The following is a 4,631-nucleotide window of genomic DNA, read 5'->3' as shown; positions in this document are numbered from 1 at the left end:
GAACTCCTCCCCCCCCCCCGCCCCCCCCCCGCGGGGGGCGCGGCCCTCACGCTGCTTCTTTTTCACCCCCCCCCCCGCCCCCCCCCCGGGGGGGGGCCCCCCCCCCCCCCCCCGGTCCAAGGTCCACTCGTTCGAGTGAGCGGATTGTCCGTTACGCACGGATCTGCCGGCCGGTCGTCGCCGTACGGATCCGCTCTGTCGCCACGGATCCGCTCTGTCGCCACGGATCCGCTCCGTCCCGTCACGCCGTCGTGCGCACACCCTTCGCGAGGTCGGCCGCGAGTTCCCGTACGGCTTCGAGGCCGGCCGCCTCGTCCGGCGCGTCCAGCATCCGCTTGACGAACGCCGAACCGACGATCACGCCGTCGGCGAAGCCGGCCACCTCCGCGGCCTGCCCGGCGTTGGAGACGCCGAGGCCGACGCAGACGGGCAGCTCGGTGGTGGCCTTGGTGCGGGCCACCAGGTCCTGGGCCTGGTTCCCGACCGACTCCCGGGTTCCGGTGACCCCCATCAGCGAGGCCGCGTACACGAAGCCGCTGCCGGCCGCGGTGATCTCGGCGAGGCGGGCGTCCTTGCTGCTCGGCGCGACGACGAAGACGGTCGCGAGACCGTGCTTCCCGGCGTGCTCCCTCCACAGGGCCGACTCCTGGACGGGCAGGTCGGGCAGGATGCAGCCCGCGCCGCCCGCCTCGGCGAGCTCGGCCGTGAAGCGCTCGACGCCGTAGCGGTCGATCGGGTTCCAGTACGTCATCACGAGGACGGGCTTGCCGGTGGCCTCGAAGGCCTCGCGGACGGTCCGCATGACGTCCGCGATCCTGACGCCGCCGCGCAGGGCGATGTCGTCGGCGGTCTGGATGACGGGGCCGTCGAGGACGGGGTCGCTGTGCGGCAGGCCGACCTCGACGACGTCGGCGCCGCCCTCGAAGACGGCCTTGATCGCCGCGATCCCGCCGTCGACGGTCGGGAAGCCGGCCGGCAGGTAGGCGATGAGGGCGGACCGCCCCTCCGCCTTCGCGCCGGCGAGGGTGTCGCTCAACAGCTCGATGTTGCCGCTCACTTGGCGTCCCCCTCGATCTCGGCGTTCTCGCTGTCGGCGTCCGCGGCGACGACCGCGTCTACGCCGTTCTCGTAGAGGCCGAAGTAGCGGGCGGCCGTGTCCATGTCCTTGTCGCCGCGTCCGGACAGGTTGACGACGATCAGCCCGTCCTCGCCCAGCTCCCTGCCGATCTCCAGGGCTCCGGCGAGCGCGTGGGCGCTCTCGATGGCCGGGATGATGCCCTCGGTGCGGGAGAGCAGCCGCAGGGCCTGCATCGCCGCGTCGTCGGTGACCGCGCGGTACTCGGCCCGGCCGCTGTCCTTGAGGTAGGAGTGCTCGGGGCCGATGCCGGGGTAGTCGAGGCCGGCCGAGATCGAGTAGGGCTCGGTGATCTGGCCCTCCTCGTCCTGGAGGACGTACGACCGTGATCCGTGCAGGATGCCGGGCTCGCCCGCGGTCAGGGTGGCCGCGTGCTCGCCGGTCTCCACGCCGTGCCCGGCGGGCTCGCAGCCGATCAGGCGGACGCCGCTGTCGGGGATGAAGGCGTGGAAGAGGCCGATGGCGTTGGAGCCGCCGCCGACGCAGGCGACCGCGGCGTCGGGCAGCCGCCCAGCGCGCTCCAGGATCTGCCGACGGGCCTCGACGCCGATGACGCGGTGGAAGTCGCGGACCATGGCGGGGAAGGGGTGCGGTCCCGCGACGGTTCCGAAAAGGTAGTGCGTGTGGTCGACGTTGGCGACCCAGTCGCGGAACGCCTCATTGATGGCGTCCTTGAGGGTGCGGGAGCCGGACTTCACGGCGATGACCTCGGCGCCGAGCATGCGCATCCGGGCCACGTTCAGCGCCTGGCGCTGGGTGTCGATCTCACCCATGTAGATGGTGCATTCGAGGCCGAAGAGCGCGCAGGCGGTGGCCGTGGCGACGCCGTGCTGGCCGGCGCCGGTCTCCGCGATCACGCGGGTCTTGCCCATCCGCTTCGTGAGCAGGGCCTGGCCGAGCACGTTGTTGATCTTGTGCGAGCCGGTGTGGTTCAGGTCCTCGCGCTTGAGGAAGATCCGCGCGCCTCCGGCGTGCCGGGCGAAGCGCGGCACCTCGGTGAGGGAGCTCGGGCGTCCGGTGTAGTGGACGAGCAGGTCGTCGAGCTCGCGGGCGAACTCGGGGTCCGCCTTCGCCTTGTCGTACTCGACGGCGACCTCGTCCACGGCGGCGACCAGCGCCTCGGGAATGAACTTGCCGCCGAACGCGCCGAAGTAGCCCTCGGCGCTCGGGACTTGACCGTCGGGGTCGGGAATGAAGAACTCGCTGGGCATACAGATACCTCGCAGGGGCGACAGCCCCGGTCACGGGATCGGACAGGGTCACGGAGAACCGGACGCACCCGCGCTCCGGCGTCACCGGCTGCTGCGCCGGTGACGTCGCCCGTCCAGTCGCGGTCCGCCCGCGCACCCGACGGACGAGCCGTCGCGGGGACCGCGTGTGCCGGATTCCGGCGCGGTCTCGGTGCGGGGTGGGACGCGGCCCGGTCCGCCCGGCCGTGGACGCGGCCCGGTTCACACACACGGTGACCGGTCCGGCGCGGGGCCGAGGGGGATCAGGCCCGGTTCACCTGTGAGAGTGACCGGGCCGGGAGGGCGTGAGCGCGCGTACGCGCCCGGGCCATCGCATGCCGTTGACCTGACCCGGCTCGTCGCCGATGACGTAACGGACCCGGCGCCCGTGCACCCGGCGTGCGGGCGCCCGGCAGCCGCGCGGACGGCAGCCGCGGGCGAGACGGGCGTAGGGGTCACGGGCCGCCGAAGGCACGGGAAGCACGGCGGCGGAGGGCACGCCGAAGCCCCCGGCGTACGGGTCCCCGGGGAGCGAAAGGCGCGCGACGGGCGGCAGCGGGCCCTCGCTGTGCGCCGCGGGCCCGGACGATCCGGCCCTCGCCCGCGGGAGCGCGCCGGCCGGCGCCGGAGCGGCCGACCCCGCGCGCACCGGTACGCCGTCGGGGCGAAGGCCCGGACGGGGTACGGCGGGGGCGAGGGCCGGGGCGGACATCTGCGGGTCAGTCCCGTCCGTGCCGCAGGGCCGGGTGGGCGCCCGCCGCCACCAGGTCGGAGACGGCGGTCTTCGGGTCGCGGCCGGTGACGAGGGACTCGCCGACCAGGACAGCGTCGGCGCCCGCGTTGGCGTACGCGATGAGGTCGTGGGGGCCGCGGACACCGGACTCGGCGATCTTGACGATGCTGTCGGGGATCTCGGGGGCGACCCGCTCGAAGGTCGTACGGTCGACCTTCAGCGTCTTCAGGTTGCGCGCGTTGACGCCGATGATCTTCGCGCCGGCGTCCACCGCGCGCTCGACCTCGTCCTCGTCGTGCACCTCGACCAGCGGCGTGAGCCCGATGGACTCGGCGCGCTCGATGAGGGACTCCAGGGCGGGCTGTTCGAGGGCCGCGACGATGAGCAGCGCCAGATCGGCGCCGTACGCGCGGGCCTCCCAGAGCTGGTACGACGTGACGATGAAGTCCTTGCGCAGCACCGGGATGTCCACGCGGGCGCGGACGGCCTCCAGGTCGGCGAGCGAACCGCCGAAGCGGCGCTGTTCGGTGAGCACGGAGATGACGGCCGCGCCGCCCGCCTCGTAGTCGGCGGCCAGGGCCGCCGGGTCCGCGATCGCGGCGAGCGCGCCCTTGGAGGGGCTGGACCGCTTGACCTCGCAGATGACCTTGACGCTGTCGCCGCGCAGGGCGGCCACGCCGTCCTTGGCCGCCCGAGCCTTCGCCGCGCGCTCCTTGAGCTCGTCGAGGCTGACGCGCGCCTGCCGCTCCGCGAGGTCGGCACGGACTCCGTCGATGATCTCGTCGAGCACACTCACGCGAGCGGCCCCCTTCCCTGCGGTGGACGGTTGAACTGTGTATCGGCGACCCGGGTTCACCGTCCCTGACGGAAAAGTCGGGTCACTGCGATGGTATCCGGAGGAAGGCGTAGCCCTCGCATCCGGTTGACGCCGGTCCCACTACCTGGACATTTGTCATTTGATCAAGGGTGCAGCCAGCCGCCGGAGGGAAGATTCCGGACAACGGTGAAGACCAGCGTCAACGCGCCCAGGCTCCACAGGTGGACGGGTCCGAGGTCGAGCCGGGTGGGCCGTCCGCGCACGACGCGGATCACCCAGACGGCCCACAGGACCGCGAAGGCCAGGTACCCGCCGACGGCGAGCGCGTTGTCCGTGAGCGCCGTGGCGAGGTCCCCGTGCGCGAAGGCGTGCGCGCTGCGCAGGCCGCCGCAGCCGGGGCAGTACACGCCCGTGAGGCGCAGCAGCGGGCAGACGGGGTAGTGGCCGGGCTCGTTGGGGTCGACGGCCCCGACGTACGCGAAGGCACCCGCTACGGCCGCGAGCAGCCCGCCCGGAACGGCCAGCCGCCGCAGCACACCCGCGTCCGGCCCGGTCCGCGTCACCCTCTGGGTTTCGGCGTTCACGCGACGCATTCTGCCTCTCGCGCGGGCCGGGCGCTCGCCCGGGTACACGGAAGGGGGGGGGCCGCCGCGGGCCGGCGCGCCCGCCGCGCAGCCACCCGACGCGGCGGCGGGCGCGCGCCCCCCCCCCGCCCCC

5 protein-coding genes are annotated in these 4,631 nt (G+C 73.7%); all 5 read right to left on the bottom strand.

The genetic code is table 11. The features are described 5' to 3' along the window. Window positions 1-241: 241 nt before the first annotated feature. A complete protein-coding gene (gene trpA, locus ACFXGX_RS30595) occupies window positions 242-1,057 on the bottom strand; it encodes a tryptophan synthase subunit alpha (RefSeq protein ID WP_384797342.1) in 816 nt (271 codons plus the stop codon). Beyond that, entirely contained in the window at window positions 1,054-2,346 is a 1,293-nt protein-coding gene (gene trpB / locus ACFXGX_RS30590) for a tryptophan synthase subunit beta (protein WP_384797339.1), read from the bottom strand. The genes trpA and trpB overlap by 4 nt, the downstream gene beginning before the upstream one ends. A 292-nt stretch (window positions 2,347-2,638) precedes the next feature. After that, a complete protein-coding gene (trpM, locus tag ACFXGX_RS30585) occupies window positions 2,639-2,863 on the bottom strand; it encodes a tryptophan biosynthesis modulator TrpM (RefSeq protein ID WP_384797431.1) in 225 nt (74 codons plus the stop codon). A 220-nt stretch (window positions 2,864-3,083) separates the two neighbouring features. Continuing rightward, window positions 3,084-3,893 (bottom strand): indole-3-glycerol phosphate synthase TrpC, encoded by an 810-nt coding sequence (trpC, locus tag ACFXGX_RS30580; RefSeq protein ID WP_384797336.1) that lies wholly within the window; start codon window positions 3,891-3,893, stop codon window positions 3,084-3,086. Between the two features lie 164 nt (window positions 3,894-4,057). Then, window positions 4,058-4,507, bottom strand: coding sequence for a DUF2752 domain-containing protein (locus tag ACFXGX_RS30575; RefSeq protein ID WP_384797333.1), 450 nt, complete (start codon window positions 4,505-4,507; stop codon window positions 4,058-4,060). Between the last annotated feature and the right edge of the window lie 124 nt (window positions 4,508-4,631).

The organism is Streptomyces sp. NPDC059371, from assembly GCF_042751995.1.
Classification (GTDB): Bacteria; Actinomycetota; Actinomycetes; order Streptomycetales; family Streptomycetaceae; genus Streptomyces.
Note: the sequence above shows the minus strand (reverse complement) of the source record. Positions and strands in the feature narration are given on the sequence as shown.